Raw genomic sequence first — 17,168 nt, 5'->3', positions numbered from 1 at the left:
GAATCTCATCAATGATTACAAGACCTGACACCCGCGCCACGCTGTATGTGGTGGGCAATATTAACGTGGATTTGATCATGAGCACACTCCACGCGTGGCCGGAAAAAGGCACCGAAGCGATGCTCGAAAGCAGCTCTCTGCGCCCCGGCGGCTCTGCCGGAAACTGTGCGCTGGCGCTGTCGGCATTGGACGTCCCGCACCGGCTGGTGGCCAATCAGGGCAACGACCAGTTCACCGGCTGGCTGGCGAGTTTGTTCCCGGAAAGCGCGCCCCACTGGCCGACCTGCGACTGCGAAACGTCGCTGACGTTTGGCGTCACGCATCCCGACCACGAACGGACGTTTTTCAGCAATCAGGGGCATATTGTCCGCCTTTCCATGCAGGACGTTCTGGCTCAGTTACCCGAAAACGCACAACCCGGCGACTGGGTTTTACTGTGCGGAACCTGGTTGTGTACCGCACTTTACGCCGGTTATCCGCTCCTGCTGGCAACGCTGAAACAGCGTGGCTATCAGGTGGCAGTAGACAGCGGCTGGCCGCCGGAAGACTGGAGCGATGCGCTACGTGAACAGGCGTCCAAATGGTTGCCGTATTGCGATGCGCTGCTGCTCAATGAAGTCGAAACGCTCGGGCTGGCCGATGCTCAGTCGCTGGACGCTGCCGCGCAAAAACTGCTGGCGCAGATGGCTGGTAATGCTTTTTACGTCGCGAAATGCGGCCCGGAAGGTGCGCGTCTGTGGAGCGCGGATCAGGCGTTGCATCAGCACGCCGAGCCGGTTGAGGTGGTCGATACTATCGGCGCCGGAGACAGTTTTAATGCCGGATTTTTATCCGCGCTGATTTATGGCCTGCCGCCTGCCACGGCGTTGCAATGGGGTGTCCGCGTCGCCGGTTGTGCGATCAGCAGTTCCCCGCGCCGTTATCCTGACTGGCAATCGCTTTTTGGCCTTGTGGAGAAACTCTGAATGGCTCTGGTAGAACTGGTAAAAGTCGCCAAACACTATGGCAAAGTACAGGTGCTCAAACCGCTGGATCTGACCATTCCCGATGGCAGCTTTACCGTGCTGGTCGGGCCGTCCGGCTGCGGAAAATCCACCCTGCTGCGCCTGCTGGCCGGGCTGGAATCCTTATCCGACGGGGACATTCTGCTCGATAAACAGCAAATCAATAATTTTGACCCGGCGGATCGTGATATCGCCATGGTCTTCCAGAGCTACGCGCTGTATCCGCACCTGACCGTGGCCGAGAACATGGCGTTCCACATGCAGGTGAAAAAGGTGCCGAAAGCCGAACAACAGGCCAAAGTACAGCAAGCCGCGAAGGTGTTAGGGATTGATCATCTGCTGAAACGCCTGCCGAAAGATTTGTCCGGCGGCCAGCGCCAGCGCGTCGCAATGGGCCGCGCACTGGTGCGAAATCCGAAAGTTTTCCTGTTCGACGAACCGCTGTCTAACCTTGACGCGCAGCTGCGCATGGAGCTGCGTGCGGAAATCAAATCCCTGCACCAGCAGTTCCGCACCACCACGGTTTACGTCACGCACGATCAGATTGAGGCCATGACGCTGGCGGATAACATTGTGGTGATGAAAGACGGTTTTATCGTGCAGCAAGGCGATCCGCTGTCGATTTACGACAAACCGGTGAACACCTTTGTGGCGCGCTTTATCGGTTCACCGCCGATGAATTTACTCAGCGGCGTGTTCCAGAGCATCGACGGCAAACCTGGCGTGACCTGCAATCAGCTGTGGTTTGCCCTGCCGGAGAAATGGGCGTTACAGGCGCGACATTCCGAAGGCGAACCGGTCACGCTCGGCCTGCGCCCGCATGATCTCAAACCGGTTCAGCACAGCGCGCAACCCGCCGCCACGCTGCGTCTGCTGGAAGTCACCGGCGAAAGCAGCCTGCTGCATATCGACTGGAGCGGTTTCCCGCTGCACGTCCAGTTCGCCGGCCGCGCCCGCGTCAGTACCGAAAAACCGCTGTACCTGGAAGCTAACAGCGACGCCATTCATCTGTTCGATGCGCAGACCGGGGAACGGCTGGAAGAAACAGAACTCTGAATTAATGTCCAAAATCTCCCCTTTCACCGGGGGAGATCCTCAATCCCGCCGTTGACGCCTTCCCCTGATGCGCTATGCTCAGACTTTCCTTATTTCATTAGCGCGCTTACCTTCTATGAGCTTCTTCTCAAACAAAAAATTCTCGCTGCCGCCGGGATCCGCTTTGCCGTTACTGGTGGCGGGCGCGTTCTTTATGGAAAATCTGGATGCCACGGTGATTGTCACCGCGCTGCCGCAGATGGCGAAAGATTTCGGCGTGCATCCGGTCGATATGAATATCGGCGTGTCGGCGTACATTCTGACGCTCACGGTGTTTATTCCTGCCAGCGGCTGGATCGCTAACCGGTTTGGCACGCGTAATGTCTTTTCGCTGGCGCTGATCCTGTTCACTCTCGCGTCACTGTTATGTTCTGCCAGCGTCAGTCTCAGCACGTTTACCGCCGCCCGCATGTTGCAGGGGTTTGCCGGTGCGCTGATGGTGCCGGTCGGGCGTCTGGTGGTACTGAAAAATACGCAAAAATCAGATCTGATCCGCGCAATTGCGACGATTACCTGGCCCGGGCTGGTGGCGCCGATCCTCGGACCGCCGCTGGGCGGATTCATTACGACCTATGCCTCCTGGCACTGGATATTTCTGCTCAATCTGCCGCTCGGGATTATCGCACTGGTGTTCAGTCGTAAGCTGATCCCGCAGGTTGAGGGGCAGAAAGGAGTGCCGTTTGATGTCACCGGTTTTGTGCTGACCGGCGCAGCGTGTCTGGGGTTAATCTTCGGGCTGGATATGTTTAATCAGGGCACCATTAACTGGAAACCGGTGACGATGGTGGGCGGCGCGGTGATCGTCGGGGCGCTGGCGGTCTGGCATTCCGGGCGGGCAACGCACCCGTTGCTGCCGCTGACGGCGCTGAAAATTAAAAGTTACGCCGTCACGATTTACGGCGGTTCATTGTTCCGCGTGGCTATCGGCGCCCTGCCGTTTTTGCTGCCGCTGATGTTCCAGCTGGGTTACGGCATGAACGCGTTTGATGCCGGGCTGCTGGTGCTTGCCGTGTTCGCCGGTAATCTGGCGATGAAGCCTTTTACCTCGCCGATTTTGCACCGCTTTCGCTTTAAGTCGATTATGCTGATTAACGGCCTGCTCAATTCTGCGACGATATTTGCCTGCGCGTTGCTGACGCCGGACGTGCCGACTGCCATCACGTTGCTGCTGCTGTTCGCCAGCGGCATGACCCGTTCGATGCAGTTCACGGCGCTCAATACACTGGCCTTTTCGCAGGTTCCGGCAGAACAAATGGGTGGCGCGAATACGTTATTTAACACCGCGCAACAGCTCTCTACCGGGCTGGGCATTGCCATCGGCGCGCTTTCCCTGCGCGTCGCAGAACATTTTTTACCGGCCAGCGCCGGGATGCAGACCGGCACGTTCCATATCGCTTTTATTATTATCGGGGTGTTTTCTCTGGCGGGAACCCTCGACAGTCTGACGCTCGACCCTACCGCGGGCGATGAAATACGCCGAAAAAAAGAATCTGTACCGCAACCGGCTTCGTCGCAAAAATAATGACGTTGCTAAACTGAAATTAAGTATCCGATAAATGGAGAAAACCCATGGAATACCGTCTGTTAGGCCATTCCGGCCTGAAAGTTTCAGTTCTCAGCCTGGGCACCATGACGTTTGGTGGTCAGGGCAAATTCGCTAAAACCGGCCAGACCGACGTCAGTGCCGCACAGCGCCAGATCGGTCTGTGTCTGGATGCCGGAATTAACTTATTCGATACCGCCGACGTTTATTCAGGCGGTGAATCGGAAGTGATTCTGGGCAAGGCGCTGGGCAGTCAGCGTCATGACGTGCTGGTTGCCAGCAAAGCCCGCTTCCCGATGGGCGATGGCCCGAACAATCGCGGTTCATCACGTCACCATATTTTGCGCGCCTGCGAAGCCAGCCTGAAGCGCCTGAATACGGACTATCTGGATTTGTATCAGTTGCATGAATGGGATGGTCAGACGCCGCTGGAAGAAACGCTGCGCGCGCTCGACGATCTGGTCAGCAGCGGCAAAGTGCGTTATGTCGGTGTCTCCAACTTTTCTGCCTGGCATGTGATGAAAACGCTGGGCGTGGCAGCAGCAAACCACTATATCCGCCCGGTCAGTCAGCAAATCCATTACACCCTGCAGGCACGTGAAGCCGAATATGAGCTGCTGCCGGTCGCACAGGATCAGGGGCTGGGCGTACTGGTGTGGAGTCCGCTGGCCGGTGGCCTGCTTTCCGGTAAATATCGCCGCAATCAGGCGGCACCGGAAGGCACACGTCATCTGGCTGACTGGGGTGAGCCGCCGGTGCGTGACGAAAATGCGCTGTATGACGTGGTGGATGTTCTGGTGGATATCGCCGGGCAGCGCGGCGTTTCCGCGGCGCAAATCGCGCTGGCATGGCTGATTGCGCGCCCGCAGGTAACGTCCGTGATTGTCGGTGCGCGTAACGACACCCAGTTGCAGGATAACCTGCTTGCGGCAGATTTGACCCTGAATAGCGAAGAAATTGAAAGACTTAATCAGGTCAGCCAGTTGCCGTTGCTGTATCCTTACTGGCATCAGGCTCAGACCGCGCCGGACCGGCTTTCTGCGGCAGATTTATCGCTGATTGCGCCCTATTTGAAAAAGTGACCGCAATAAAATGATACCAAGTCAGACCGGCATCCGCTGCCGGTCTGGTTATTTTTGTGTTAATACTTATAGAGTTTCTTTTTCTGCACGCCGTGCGCGAGCAAACGCGTTCATTTTTGATTCGATTTTTATTTCATTCTATTTATTTAAATACTAAGGAATACCGGGATGATTATTTTTGTGACCGGCGCGACCGCCGGATTTGGTGCTGAAATCGCGCGCCGCTTTGTCAAAGAAGGCCATAAAGTGATTGCCTCTGGCCGCCGTAAAGAGCGTCTGGACGACCTGAAGGCGGAGCTGGGTGACGCGCTGTATACCGTTGAGCTGGATGTGACCAACCGTGCTTCCATCAAAGATGCCATCGACAGCCTGCCTGCCGAATGGAGCAACATCGATGTGCTGGTCAATAACGCCGGTCTGGCGCTCGGTCTGGAAAAAGCCGACAAAGCGTCGCTGGAAGACTGGGACAAAATGATCGACACCAACACCAAAGGTCTGGTGTACATGACCCGCGCCGTCCTGCCGGGCATGGTTGAACGCAACACCGGCCATGTGATTAACATCGGTTCAACGGCGGGCAACTGGCCGTATGCCGGTGGCAACGTGTATGGCGCGACCAAAGCCTTCGTCCGTCAGTTCAGCCTGAACCTGCGCACCGACCTGCATGGCACTCACGTTCGCGTGACCAATATCGAGCCGGGCCTGTGCGGCGGAACGGAATTCTCCAACATCCGCTTTAAAGGTGATGACGAGAAAGCCAGCAAAACCTACGACAAGACTAACCCGCTGACGGCCACCGACGTGGCTGAATCCGTGTTCTGGGTTTCGACATTGCCTGAGCACGTGAACATCAACAGCATCGAGATGATGCCTGTCAGCCAGTCTCTGGCCGGTTTGCAGGTTCACCGCGAAGACTGATCAGACATTGTGATGTACCTGAAAAGCAGCTCCGGCTGCTTTTTTTATTGGGTTTTCACCCGATTTTGAGCATAAAAAAAGCGCGGGAGTCAAACCCGCGCCTTTTCCGACCCGCAGAGCGGTTACGCGCTCAGCCAGCCCAGTTTGATCACGAACAGAATCGACAGAACGATCAGCGCAGAATTCAGTTCACGCCAGCGACCGGTAAGCAGTTTTGCCAGCGTCCAGGTGATGAAACCAAACGCGATGCCGTTAGCGATGGAATACGTGAACGGCATGGTCAGCGCGGTCACGGTGACCGGCGCGGCAACGGTGATATCTTTCCAGTCGATTTCTGCCAGACCTGAGGTCATCAGAACCGCGATGAACAGCAGAGCAGGCGCGGTGGCGAATGCCGGAACGCTGCCTGCCAGCGGTGCGAAGAACAGGCTCAGCAGGAACAGGATCGCGACCACGATCGCCGTCAGACCGGTACGGCCACCGGCGCTCACGCCCGCAGCAGACTCGATATAACTGGTGGTAGTTGATGTCCCTAAGAGTGAACCGAACAGCGCAGCCGCACTGTCCGCGACCAGCGCACGCCCCATTTTCGGGATATTGCCATCTTCGTCCGCCAGACCTGCGCGTTTGGTTACGCCGATCAGGGTGCCTGAGTTATCGAACACGTCTACGAACAGGAATGCGAACACGACGCTGATCAGCGAAACGTTGAATGCGCCTTTGATGTCCAGCTGCATAAAGGTTGGTGCGATAGAAGGTGGCATAGACATCACGCCGCCAAACGGTGAGTAGCCCAGCGCAATCGCCAGAACCGTCACAGCCAGCACGCCAATCAGCACAGCACCGGTCACTTTACGCGCTTCGAGAACCACAATCAGAATGAAACCGAGCATCGCAAACAGCGGACCCGGTTTGGTCAGGTCACCCAGGCCTACCAGCGTGGCCGGGTTTGCAATCACAATACCGGCGTTTTCCAGCGCAATCAGCGCCAGGAATAACCCGATACCGGCCGCAATCGCCGAACGCAGCGGCAGCGGAATACTGCGGATAATCCATTCACGAATTTTGAAAATTGATAACGCGAAGAAGATACACGCGGAAAGGAAAACAGCACCCAACGCGATCTGCCAGGTGTAACCCATGTGCAGCACGACGGTGTAGGTGAAGAAGGCGTTTAAACCCATGCCCGGCGCCAGTGCAATCGGGTAGTTGGCGATAAAGCCCATCAGTGCGGAACCGATTGCGGCAGCAAGACACGTTGCCACGAAAACCGAGCCTTTATCCATCCCCGTCGCGCCCAAAATGGACGGGTTAACGAACAGAATATAGGCCATTGCTAAAAATGTAGTCAGTCCTGCCACAATCTCAGTCCGCACGTTAGTACGGTGAGCTTTTAACTTGAATAGTTTTTCTAACATGAGAAGGAATCTCTTGGTCGCGTGATCACTTCAACCGGGTGATCAAAAGCGCACGCTTGTTATTAGTGTTGTTTTTCAAAACACGCACGCGCGCCAGCAGTACGAATGCCACAATTCGCACCCCTTCTGTCCAAAGAAAAGCGGCTCACGTGCTAAACGTGTTTTGACGAACCCTGTCATTACCCTTTATTGACCTTTTTTGCGCAGAGATTTGCGCATAAAACAATCTGAGGTGATTGTTTACAAAGGCCATCGCACAATCTAGGAAAAATGAGTGATGCAGTCCATAATAGATATCTCACTTATTCACTGCATAAATTAGTACACCTATGTCACCCTTCTCCCGTTTTTCGCAATATTTTACCGAAGTCGCCCGAACAGGAAGTTTGCGCAAAGCGGCGGAAGCGCTGCACGTCTCCGCTTCGGCCATTAACCGGCAGATTTTACAGGCTGAACAGACGCTGGAAACGCCGCTGTTTGAGCGTCTGCCGACCGGCCTGAAACTGACGTCCGCCGGTGAGATTTTGTTCGATGATATCCGTCGCTGGCGTAAAGAATTTTCCCGTACCCGCGAACGCTTTGATGAAATTCAGGGTTTGCGGCGCGGGCACGTCACCATTTCCATTATCGCGGCGCTCAGTGAAGGAATTATGGCGCAGCTGATTGCCGAAGTCGGCGCTGAGCATCCATACCTCACGTTTGATATCCGCATTGAAGACAGCCGGAATATCAGTGAACAGGTCAGTTCGGCTGAAGTGGATTTTGGCCTGCTGCTCGACCCCATTGAACATACCGGTCTGGAAGTACAGGCGTTCGCGGAATTGCCGATTGGCATCGCGATGCCGGTCGGGCATGAACTTTCAAAGCAGGAATCACTGTCGTTCAGCGATATCGCGTCTTACCGGCAGATTATTCCGTCGGAACCACTGATGGTGAATGCCCGCGCGAAGCTGCTGTATAACCGTTATCAGTTGCTGGATACGCCGTCAATTGTCTGTAATGACGTGCGGATGATGCGCGAACTTATCCGCAAAGGGGCTGGCGTGGGTGTGCTGAGTCTGCTCGACGTATTGCCCGATTTGCAGGAAAACCGGCTGGCGTTTGTGCCCTTGCAAGGGCGCAGCGCCAAACCGCTGACGCTCGCGCTATGCGTTGCGCCACGCCGTCAGCTTTCCCGCGCCGCGCAGATTGTGATTCAGAAAGTGATCGTGATGATGGAACAATTGTCGCAGTAACCGTTACGCCGCTTTCCAGCCAGAAATGATAATCAGCATCCCGGCCAGCGCCACACAGGCGCCGAGCCAGTCGGTGGTGCTGAGTTTCACGCCATCGACAAACCGCAACCACAACATCGCCGTCATCACATAAACTCCGCCGTAAGCCGCATACACCCTGCCACTGGCTGCCGGATGCAGGGTCAGCAACCAGACAAACGCCGCCAGGCTCAGCGCCGCCGGGAAAAGCAGCAGCCAGCTGCCGCCTTTGCGCAGCCAGAGATACGGCAGAAAACAGCCGATGATTTCCGCCAGCGCGGTCGCAAAGAACAGTAAAGTCGTTTTGAGCATGTGAATCGCCAGGTTTACAGTCGTAAGTTAAATATGAATTCAACCCGTTAGCAGGCTTTGGGTGACGTGACTCAGGGTGATGTTATAATTGAAAGTATTCGCCTGAGCGATGTGTAAATTAAAAGGATTAACTAATGAATACAACGTTTTTACGCCGTTTACTGCCTGTTGCGCTGCTTGTTATGACCGCAAGCTGGCAGGCACCTGCGCTGGCAGCCACCAACTGTGCGGGCGGAACCTGTGTCTTTGGCGGCAGCGGCAATGATGCCATGTCCAACGAAGAAGCGCGTCAGAGCAAAGAGCAATGGAACGAAACCCAGCGTCTGCGGGCTTTGAAAAACCAGCGTGCTGAGAAGGATTATTCCAAGTACGATAATTCTGTGGATCTGCGTGATAAATGCAACGCCAGCCAGAATATCAACGCGTACTGGGAAGATAACACCCAGCGCTGCCTCGACCGCCGCACCGGCCGTCAGCTGATGGCACCGTAATACCGTAAATAAGTCTTTCCGCCCTTTTCCTGCCCGACAGCGGCGAACTATGCCGCTGTCTCTATCTGCTAAACTCATTAATACACTGTTTCTCATAAAAGGAATGAATGATGAAAAAGACACTCTTAGCTGGCCTTGCGGTCATGATGTTAGCGCCGCTGGCGGTTCAGGCTGCCACCTGTGAAAGCGTGAAAGCGGATATCACCCAGAAAATCGTCGCCAACGGTTTGCCGGAATCCGGTTTTAAGCTTGATATCGTCCCGAACGATCAGGCAGATCAGGCCGGTGGTCAGGTTGTGGGTCATTGCGGGAATGATACGCAGAAGATTATCTACACGAAGACCGCTGGCGCGGAGGATGCGACAGCAGCGAGTCCTAAGACGGGGACAAGCCAGGATTCTCAGTGATACGAACCGGTATCACGCTCGGTTATATTTTGTGCAACCCAGGTCAACACCTTGGGTTGCCGCCCAAGGTCTTGAGTTTAAGGCCAGCCTGGCCAAAAACGAAATTTGTCACCTTTCTCAAAGTGGCTTTCAGGCCGACTCCCTCTCTACCAGCCCCGGTGGCACAATAATATTCTGTGCTTCGAGATTCTGCCCCCCGATCCTCAGCAATAACCGTCTCGCCGTCGCATGACCAATCTCCCGGGCGGAGTTCGCGATTGACGTCAGCGGCGGTTCGGTCAGTTCGGATTCTGGTGCATCTTCCATGCCGATAAGGGCCACTTTTTGCTGGAAGAAACTGTCGACCGCCCCGCCGCCGACTTCTGCGCCGGTGCGCAAAACGCCGAAATAAGCACCGAGCGCGACGGACGATTTATGGCAGACGATGGCGCTGATTTTCGGGTAATGGGTCAGCAGCGTTTCAGCGGCGTCGGCGGCGCATTTCTGCTGGTAATCGCACTCGATAATCCATTCACTGCGAAACGGCAGGCCGTACTGCACGAGCGTGGCGCAGAAACCGCCGAGGCGTTCGGCGCGGGTTAACGAATTACTGAGGCCGCCGAGGTAAGCGATTTGTTTGTGGCCGTGGCGGATAAGATATTCGGTGGCCATTTTGGCGGCGAGCATATTGTCCGGGCGGACAACATCGACGCCTTCAATACCACCGGAACGCGCAGCGCAAATCAGCGGAACGCCCTGTTCATCGGCCTTTTCTTTCAGGCCGGAAATAGAACTGGTGCCACCGGCGATGACAATACCGTCAACGCCGTGGGTCAGCAAAGTGTCGAAACAGCGCATCAGACCTTTGCCTGACGGGCCACTTTGCAGCAGAAATAATACTTTGCCCTGCGCTTCAAACATCTCGCTGAGACCGGCGGTCATTTCTGCATAAAACGGCTCACAGATATCACGCACAATCAGCCCGACCACGCCGGACTCACCGCCGCGCAATGTGCTGGCCTGCCGGTTACGCACAAAACCCAGTTCATCCACCGCACGGTTTACCCGCTCAGCGGTACTCAGGGAAATGCGCCCTTTGCCGCTGAGCACCAGCGACACCGTGGTGACAGAAACACCGGCGTGCTGCGCAACATCGATAATCGTAATTTTTTTATGATTCATCAGGCTATGTCGTTCATTCCAGACTCCATGAAGCGGGATTATGACCCGTTCGTCGGACTTAAGCGTTTAAATCAGTAGCGCGGTCAAACAGTTATACCCGACTCGTCAGATTGAGTAAAACGTTAAACCTCCATTTCACCCTGATGGTGCAGCCATCTTCCAATATTGTGAGTTCCGACACGTATTGTTTTGGTAAAACGTTTTATCTTAGCCGCCATTACCACACAGCCAACACCAAACCACTCAGGGAGCAGTCATGCCTGCAAATAAAAAACAAAAAGTCACACTTTGGGAATTCTTCCAAAGCCTTGGTAAAACCTTCATGTTGCCCGTCGCGTTGTTGTCATTTTGCGGCATCATGCTGGGCATCGGCAGCTCGTTAAGCAGCCACGATGTCGTTACATTGCTGCCTGCACTGGGCAATCCTGTTCTTCAGCTGATTTTCGTGTGGATGAGCAAAGTCGGCTCATTTGCATTCAGCTTCCTGCCGGTCATGTTCGCCATCGCTATCCCGCTGGGTATGGCGCGTGAGAACAAAGGCGTTGCCGCCTTCTCCGGTTTTGTCGGTTTTGCCGTGCTGAACCTGGCAATCAACTTCTACCTGACCGCCAACGGCACACTGCCAACGGTTGATCCGCTGGTTCTGAAAGCCAATAACATCCAGATGATCCTTGGTATCCAGTCTATCGACACCGGTATTCTGGGCGCGGTGATTGTGGGTATCATCGTGTACATGTTGCACGAGCGTTACAACACCATCCGCCTGCCGGATGCGCTGGCATTTTTCGGCGGTACGCGTTTTGTGCCGATCGTCACCACCGTCGTGCTCGGTTTAGTCGGTTTGCTGATCCCGTTAATCTGGCCATTCTTCGCCGCCGGGATTAACGGTCTGGGCCGTCTGATTCAGGGTGCAGGTGTGTTCGGACCGATGATTTTCGGTTCCGGCGAACGTCTGCTGTTACCGTTCGGGCTGCACCACATTCTGGTGGCGCTGATCCGCTTCACCGAAGCCGGTGGCACAATGGACGTCTGTGGCCGCGAAGTCAGCGGAGCCCTGACCATCTTCCAGGCGCAACTTTCCTGCCCGACCACGCACGGTTTCTCTGAAAGCGCGACACAGTTCCTGTCGCAGGGCAAAATGCCTGCATTCCTCGGGGGGTTACCGGGTGCTGCGCTGGCGATGTACCACTGTGCGAAACCTGAAAACCGTCATAAAATTAAAGGTCTGCTGATTTCCGGTGTTGTCGCTTGTGTTGTCGGCGGAACCACTGAACCGATCGAATTCCTGTTCCTTTTCGTTGCGCCGGTTCTGTATGTGATTCACGCAATTCTGACCGGTCTTGGCTTCACCATTATGTCGGTACTGGGCGTGACCATCGGGAATACCGACGGTAACATCATCGATTTCGTGGTCTTCGGTATCCTGCACGGCACAGCCACCAAGTGGTATCTGGTGCCGGTGGTCGCAGCAATCTGGTTCGCGGCTTACTACGTAATCTTCCGCTTCTCTATCACGCGCTTTAATATCAAAACGCCGGGCCGTGAATCTGAAAGTACGCCAGCCGCCGCGGCCGTGCCGTCTTCCAGCAAATCCGGTTACAACGTGCCGGTGATCTTAAGCGCGCTGGGCGGTGCCGGTAACATCATTTCACTCGATAACTGCATCACCCGCCTGCGTCTTTCCGTGGCGGATATGTCGCTGGTCGACGATGCGACGCTTAAAGCCAACCGTGCAATTGGTGTGGTTCATCTCAACGAACACAACCTGCAGGTGGTGATCGGCCCTCAGGTGCAGTCGGTGAAAGATGAGCTGGATTACCTCATCCGTGAAGCAGCCAATCAGCCCGCGCCCGAACCGGCGATGGTATAAACACTGAATCCACAGGGCGACTTCGTGTCGCCCTTTTCTGCTTTCTTCAGGGAGTGAAAAAATGTCCTCAGCTTCTTTTGATTTCTCTACCGTCGTTGATCGTCACGGAACCTGGTGTACTCAGTGGGATTACGTCGCCGACCGTTTTGGCCATGATGATTTACTGCCATTTACCATTTCAGACATGGATTTCGCCACCGCGCCGTGCATTCTGGATGCGCTGCAAAAACGCCTGCAACACGGCGTGCTTGGCTACAGCCGCTGGCATCATGACGATTTTCTCGGTGCCGTTGAACACTGGTATCAGCAGCGTTTTAACAGCCAGATTGACCGCGACTGGGTGGTGTATGGCCCGTCGGTGATTTACATGGTGGCGCAGCTTATCCGCCAGTGGAGCCAGCCGGGTGATGGTGTGGTGACATTCACCCCGGCCTACGACGCGTTCTTTAAAGTGGTTGATGGTAATCAGCGCAACCTGCTGGCTTGCCCGCTGATTAAAAACGGCAACGACTGGTCGCTGGATGTCGAAAATCTGGAAAGCCTGCTGGCGCAGCCGGACTGTTCGCTGTTGTTGCTGTGCAGCCCGCACAATCCGACCGGAAAGGTCTGGACGCGCGAAGAACTGACGCGGATTGCAGCACTTTGCGAGCGCCACAGCGTGCGGGTGATCAGCGATGAAATCCACATGGATATGGTCTGGGGCGGGAACCCACATACGCCGTGGAATGAGGTGGCGCGCGGTGAATGGGCGCTGCTGACGTCCGGCTCGAAAAGCTTCAATATCCCTGCGCTGACCGGCGCGTACGGCTTTATCAGCCATAAAACGCCGCGTGATGCTTATCTGCATCAGCTGAAAGCCTGCGACGGTTTATCCTCTCCGGCGGTACTGGCGGTACATGCGCACGTCGCGGCGTATCACGCGGGCGAACCGTGGCTGGACGCGTTGCGCGACTATTTGCAGGGAAATCTGCATTATGTGGCGGAACAGCTGAACGCCGCGTTCCCGCAGCTGAACTGGCAACCTCCGCAGTCAACGTATCTGGCGTGGATTGATTTGCGTGCGTTAAACATCGACGACAAGCTGCTACAAAAAGAGCTGATCGAACATCAAAAAGTCGCGATCATGCCGGGTTATACCTACGGTGAAGAAGGCAACGGGTTCCTGCGCCTGAACGTCGGCTGCCCAAGGTCGAAGGTAGAAGCGGGGGTACAGGCTTTAATTCTCGCGATTAATACCCTGCTGCCGTAACGTTCAAGAATTTTCCGTTTCGCTCCTTCCTTGTACAGAGGAAGGAGCTTTCTCCTGCCGTTGCGCAACAACGTTTTCTTATCCCCCGATCTGACGTTATAATGCCCCGCACATTTCAATAATAACGAGTGCACCCCATGATCGACACACGCCTTCCCCTGACCGACATTCACCGCCACCTTGATGGCAACATCCGCGCTCAAACGATTCTCGATTTAGGCCGTCAGTTTAACCTGACGCTGCCCGCCAATGAACTTGAAGCCCTGCGCCCGCATGTGCAGGTGATGCACGCAGAACCCGATCTGGTGAGCTTTTTGCAAAAACTGGACTGGGGCGTCAAAGTGCTGGGCGATCTCGACGCCTGCCGCCGTATTGCGAAAGAAAACGTTGAAGATGCGGCCAAAGCCGGTCTGCACTATACCGAACTGCGTTTCTCCCCTTACTACATGGCGATGAACCACAAACTGCCGGTCGCAGGCGTGGTGGAAGCCGTGATCGAAGGCATCCGTGAAGGCCAGAAAAATCACGACATCGATGTGCGTCTTATTGGTATTCTGAGCCGTACTTTCGGTGAAGATGCGTGTCTGCAAGAGCTGGAAGGTTTACTGGCGCACCGCGATGGCATTACCGCGCTGGATCTGGCCGGTGATGAACTCGGTTTCCCGGGCAGTCTGTTCCTCAGCCACTTTAACCGTGCGCGCGACGCAGGCTGGCGCATTACCGTTCACGCCGGTGAAGCCGCAGGCCCGGAAAGCATCTGGCAGGCAATTCGTGAACTGGGCGCTGAGCGTATCGGCCACGGCGTGAAAGCCGCGCAAGACCCGGCGCTGATGGATTTCCTGGCGAAGCACCAGATTGGGATTGAGTCCTGCCTGACGTCGAATATTCAGACCAGCACCGTCTCCTCGTTTGAACAACATCCGCTGGCGACCTTCCTGCGCCACGGCGTTCTGGCGTCAATCAATACCGACGATCCGGCCGTTCAGGGCATCGAAATTGCCAACGAATACAACGTTGCCGCGCCAGCCGCCGGTCTGACTCAGAATGAAATCCGCAAAGCGCAGGAAAATGGCCTGACAATGGCCTTCCTGACCGGCGCAGAAAAACAGGCGATTCGCGACAAAGTGTCTGCGTAACGTTTTCTGAAAACCGTTCCCTGAGCGCAAAAAAAAGGCGGGATTCATTCTCGCCCTTTTCTTTTCAATCAATCCGTTATGCCGATTTGATTTCTTCTTTCACGGCCAGTTTAGCGGCTTCTTCACGTGCAACACGTTTCGCGTAACGCGACGCCAGAACCGCGCACACCATCAGCTGGATCTGATGGAAAATCATCAGAGGCAGCACCATCGCCCCCACCGCAGACGCCGGGAACAGCACGTTCGCCATCGGAATACCGTTCGCCAGACTCTTCTTCGAGCCACAGAAAACAATGGTGATTTCGTCTTTGGTATTGAAACCAAATAGCCGCGCCATAAACGTATTGATGATCAGCACAATGGTCAGCAGCACAATCGAACAACCCAGCACCGCCAGCAGTGACCAGCCATCAATCTGATGCCAGATGCCTTCCACCACTGCCGCACTGAACGCCACGTACACCACCAGAAGAATCGACGAACGGTCTGTAATATTCACGATCTTCTTATGACGCTGCACCCAGCCGCCAATCAGAGGACGACACAAATGCCCGATGATAAACGGCACCATCAGTTGTAAAACAATCGAGCCGATGGCGTGCAGCGTATCGCTGGTTCCGCCCTGCGTATGCATCAGCAAACCCACCAGCACCGGCGACAAAAACACGCCGAGAATACTGGACGCCGACGCGCTGCAAATCGCCGCCGGGATATTCCCGCCCGCCACCGACGTATAGGCAATCGCCGACTGCACGGTAGCCGGCAGCGCACACAAATACAGAAAACCGTAATACAGCGTCGGTGTCAGAATACCGACCGGCACCAGCCATTTCATGCCCAGCCCCAGCAGCGGGAACAGCGCAAACGTGCTGAGGAAAACCACAACATGCAAACGCCAGTGGCCGATCCCCGCCATAATCGCCTCACGCGAGAGCTTCGCGCCGTGCATAAAAAACAGCAGCGCGATGGCAGCGGTGGTCAGATGTTCGAAAATCGTTTTATAGATCCCTTCACAAGGGAAAAACGACGCAACCACGACCACACAAATCAGAATCAGCAAAAATTTATCGATTTTTAACCAGGACATGAACCTTCCTTGCCAGTTGAACGAGTAAAAGAGAATCGGGTTAACGGCGGCTTATTTTTTTACTTTCAACGTCGCCTGTTGTTCTGAAGATTGCATGCCCAGCTCAATCATTTCCATTACGCGGATAGCATCCGATGCCGGAACCGGATTTTCGCCGTTACCGTTAATCGCATCGCGCACACCCGCGTAATACGCAGGATAGTTCCCCGGAATGGTCAGCAACGATTTCTCTGCCAGCACACCCTCGTGGCTCAGCGTGATCACGCCGTCACGTTTGTCGTATCCCCAGTCTTCCTGCGGCAGACGTTCGCCCGCTTTCAGGCGATCTTCCTGCGGATCCAGACCAAATTTCACATAGCTGCCGGTTTCGCCCTGCACGATAAAGCGGGCCGTTTCCGCCACGGCGTACACAGTGCTGTGCAACACCACGCGGCGGCGCGGATACGTCAGCACGGCATTGAAATAATCCACCGCTTTACCGCCCGGACGCAGCACGGCCAGGTCAGCCTGTAACGAATCCGGCGTACCAAACAATTGCAGCGCCTGATCCAGCAGATGTGAACCTAAGTCGTACCAGATGCCGCTGCCCTGCGCATCGCTTTCACGCCAGCGCTGTAGCACCTGTGGTTTGTAGCGATCGTAATGCGATTCGAAATACACGATCTCGCCCAGCGATCCTTCTTCGATCAGCGCTTTCACGGTCTGGAAATCAGAATCCCAGCGACGGTTATGGAACACAGAAAGCACTTTGCCTTTTTCACGCGCCAGCGCGTCCAGCTCGCGGGCTTCTTCGAGTGTCACGGTGAACGGTTTATCGACAACAACGTGTTTACCGGCTTCCAGCGCCAGCTTCGCCAGCGGGAAATGCGTGGTGTTTGGCGTAGGAATCACCACCAGATCGATGGACGGATCGGCAAGAAGCTTCTCCGGGGAATCAACAACCGTGACATTTGGCCAGTCGGCATGGACTTTTGCGGCATCACTGCTCGACACCACAGCCAGCTCAAGGCCCGGCGTGCCGTCAATCAAAGGTGAATGGAAAGTTTTACTGGCGAAGCCATAGCCGATCAGGCCAACGCGGAGAGTCTGGGACATGGGATTTTCCTCTGTTTAACGGTCTTGCCCGTCAGGACGCTAATCAC

16 protein-coding genes are annotated in these 17,168 nt (G+C 55.3%); 11 read left to right on the top strand and 5 right to left on the bottom strand.

Annotated elements, in window-relative coordinates:
- Positions 1–11 precede the first annotated feature (11 nt).
- The 5 genes from M2403_RS06345 (at position 12) to ydfG (ending at position 5,642) form a co-directional block, all read left to right on the top strand.
- Positions 12–965, top strand: a complete 954-nt coding sequence (locus M2403_RS06345) for a carbohydrate kinase family protein (protein ID WP_259228759.1) — start codon at positions 12–14, stop codon at positions 963–965.
- On the top strand, positions 966–2,060 hold the full coding sequence (locus M2403_RS06340; RefSeq protein ID WP_259228758.1) for an ABC transporter ATP-binding protein: 1,095 nt from the start codon (positions 966–968) through the stop codon (positions 2,058–2,060).
- 115 nt (positions 2,061–2,175) lie between these two features.
- A complete protein-coding gene (locus tag M2403_RS06335; RefSeq protein ID WP_259228757.1) occupies positions 2,176–3,621 on the top strand; it encodes an MFS transporter in 1,446 nt (481 codons plus the stop codon).
- 47 nt (positions 3,622–3,668) lie between these two features.
- A complete protein-coding gene (locus tag M2403_RS06330; RefSeq protein WP_152326214.1) occupies positions 3,669–4,724 on the top strand; it encodes an aldo/keto reductase in 1,056 nt (351 codons plus the stop codon).
- Positions 4,725–4,892: 168 nt separating this feature from the next.
- Entirely contained in the window at positions 4,893–5,642 is a 750-nt protein-coding gene (gene ydfG, locus M2403_RS06325) for a bifunctional NADP-dependent 3-hydroxy acid dehydrogenase/3-hydroxypropionate dehydrogenase YdfG (protein WP_152326213.1), read from the top strand.
- 122 nt (positions 5,643–5,764) lie between these two features.
- On the opposite strand, the gene M2403_RS06320 is transcribed toward ydfG, so the two are convergent.
- Complete coding sequence (locus tag M2403_RS06320; protein WP_104922061.1) at positions 5,765–7,060, bottom strand: NCS2 family permease; 1,296 nt, start codon at positions 7,058–7,060, stop codon at positions 5,765–5,767.
- A gap of 329 nt (positions 7,061–7,389) precedes the next feature.
- Between M2403_RS06320 and M2403_RS06315 the strand changes: the two genes are divergently transcribed.
- Positions 7,390–8,295, top strand: a complete 906-nt coding sequence (locus M2403_RS06315) for a LysR family transcriptional regulator (RefSeq protein WP_217153571.1) — start codon at positions 7,390–7,392, stop codon at positions 8,293–8,295.
- Between the two features lie 3 nt (positions 8,296–8,298).
- Here the strand turns inward: M2403_RS06315 and M2403_RS06310 are convergent, their stop codons facing one another.
- The gene (locus M2403_RS06310) at positions 8,299–8,625 is read right to left on the bottom strand and encodes a YnfA family protein (RefSeq protein ID WP_152326211.1); all 327 of its coding nucleotides are present in this window, start codon (positions 8,623–8,625) and stop codon (positions 8,299–8,301) included.
- A gap of 134 nt (positions 8,626–8,759) precedes the next feature.
- On the opposite strand from M2403_RS06310, the gene M2403_RS06305 reads away from it, so the two are divergent.
- Both M2403_RS06305 and M2403_RS06300 read left to right on the top strand, forming a co-directional pair.
- On the top strand, positions 8,760–9,116 hold the full coding sequence (locus tag M2403_RS06305) for a DUF1283 family protein (protein ID WP_152326210.1): 357 nt from the start codon (positions 8,760–8,762) through the stop codon (positions 9,114–9,116).
- Between the two features lie 110 nt (positions 9,117–9,226).
- Positions 9,227–9,523 carry a DUF1161 domain-containing protein gene (locus tag M2403_RS06300; protein WP_259228755.1) on the top strand — a complete coding sequence of 99 codons (297 nt, stop codon included), beginning with the start codon at positions 9,227–9,229 and terminating at the stop codon, positions 9,521–9,523.
- Positions 9,524–9,652: 129 nt separating this feature from the next.
- On the opposite strand, the gene malI is transcribed toward M2403_RS06300, so the two are convergent.
- Positions 9,653–10,684, bottom strand: coding sequence for a Mal regulon transcriptional regulator MalI (gene malI, locus M2403_RS06295; protein WP_152326208.1), 1,032 nt, complete (start codon positions 10,682–10,684; stop codon positions 9,653–9,655).
- Positions 10,685–10,940: 256 nt separating this feature from the next.
- On the opposite strand from malI, the gene malX reads away from it, so the two are divergent.
- The 3 genes from malX to add all read left to right on the top strand — a co-directional run bounded on the left by malX (position 10,941) and on the right by add (position 14,939).
- On the top strand, positions 10,941–12,554 hold the full coding sequence (gene malX, locus M2403_RS06290) for a maltose/glucose-specific PTS transporter subunit IIBC (protein ID WP_217153573.1): 1,614 nt from the start codon (positions 10,941–10,943) through the stop codon (positions 12,552–12,554).
- Positions 12,555–12,615: 61 nt separating this feature from the next.
- On the top strand, positions 12,616–13,803 hold the full coding sequence (locus M2403_RS06285; protein ID WP_259228754.1) for a MalY/PatB family protein: 1,188 nt from the start codon (positions 12,616–12,618) through the stop codon (positions 13,801–13,803).
- Positions 13,804–13,940: 137 nt separating this feature from the next.
- Positions 13,941–14,939, top strand: a complete 999-nt coding sequence (add, locus tag M2403_RS06280) for an adenosine deaminase (RefSeq protein WP_152326205.1) — start codon at positions 13,941–13,943, stop codon at positions 14,937–14,939.
- 76 nt (positions 14,940–15,015) lie between these two features.
- Here the strand turns inward: add and M2403_RS06275 are convergent, their stop codons facing one another.
- Positions 15,016–16,026 (bottom strand): bile acid:sodium symporter family protein, encoded by a 1,011-nt coding sequence (locus M2403_RS06275; protein WP_259228753.1) that lies wholly within the window; start codon positions 16,024–16,026, stop codon positions 15,016–15,018.
- A gap of 51 nt (positions 16,027–16,077) precedes the next feature.
- Positions 16,078–17,121, bottom strand: a complete 1,044-nt coding sequence (locus M2403_RS06270) for an oxidoreductase (RefSeq protein WP_152326203.1) — start codon at positions 17,119–17,121, stop codon at positions 16,078–16,080.
- Between the last annotated feature and the right edge of the window lie 47 nt (positions 17,122–17,168).

The organism is Rahnella sp. BIGb0603, assembly GCF_024808755.1.
Classification (GTDB): Bacteria; Pseudomonadota; Gammaproteobacteria; order Enterobacterales; family Enterobacteriaceae; genus Rahnella; species Rahnella contaminans.
The sequence above is the reverse complement of the archived record's forward strand: the minus strand, read 5'-3'. Positions and strand labels throughout refer to the sequence as shown.